The organism is Aurantibacter sp. (assembly GCF_042094015.1).
Classification (GTDB): Bacteria; Bacteroidota; Bacteroidia; order Flavobacteriales; family Flavobacteriaceae; genus Aurantibacter.
Map to the genome: position 1 here is coordinate 1 of NZ_JBELDZ010000052.1, position 629 is coordinate 629.

The 629-nt window shown below is 31.3% G+C and carries 1 pseudogene; it reads right to left on the reverse strand.

The features are described 5' to 3' along the window. Positions 1-629: pseudogene (locus ACFDSN_RS08445) on the reverse strand (hypothetical protein); the annotation flags it as partial.

Here is a 629-nt window from a genome sequence, read left to right on the forward strand (position 1 = left end):
TTTGAGCAATAACACTACTAAAATCAAACTCTCCAAATCCATCTGCATCTGGATCGCAATATTCTAAAGGTGATGGATTAGGGAAAACAGGAGTAGCAACAATTGTTATAGTAAAGTCACTTTCATCCGAACAATTTGGTGTGGTCCCAGTTTCTGCAAAAATATAAATAGTCTGTGTTGTTGAAATAATATCGCCAGCATTTAGTTGTGTTCCAGTTCCATTTGTGCCAGTAAAATAATTTCCATTAGTTAATGTAGGTAAAGTATAACTAGAACAAGCAATTTGATTAGAAATTGAATCAACAGGGTTTATTCCAATAGTAACAGTAAAACTACTTTCATCTGTACAATTTGGAGTAGTTGCTGTTTCTGAGAAAATAAAAATAGTTTGTGTAGTTGAAATGATATCGCTAGCATTTAGTTGTGTTCCAGTTCCATTTGAGCCCGTAAAATAGTTTCCATTCGTTAAATTTGGTAAAGTATAATTTGTGCAAACAGATTGATTAGAAATTATGTCAACAGTTGGAGTTACATTTACAGTAATGGTGAAACTGCTTTCATTAAAACAATTATTAGGAGTAGTACCAATTTCATTATAAATAAAAATGGTTTGTGTAGTTGAAATAATA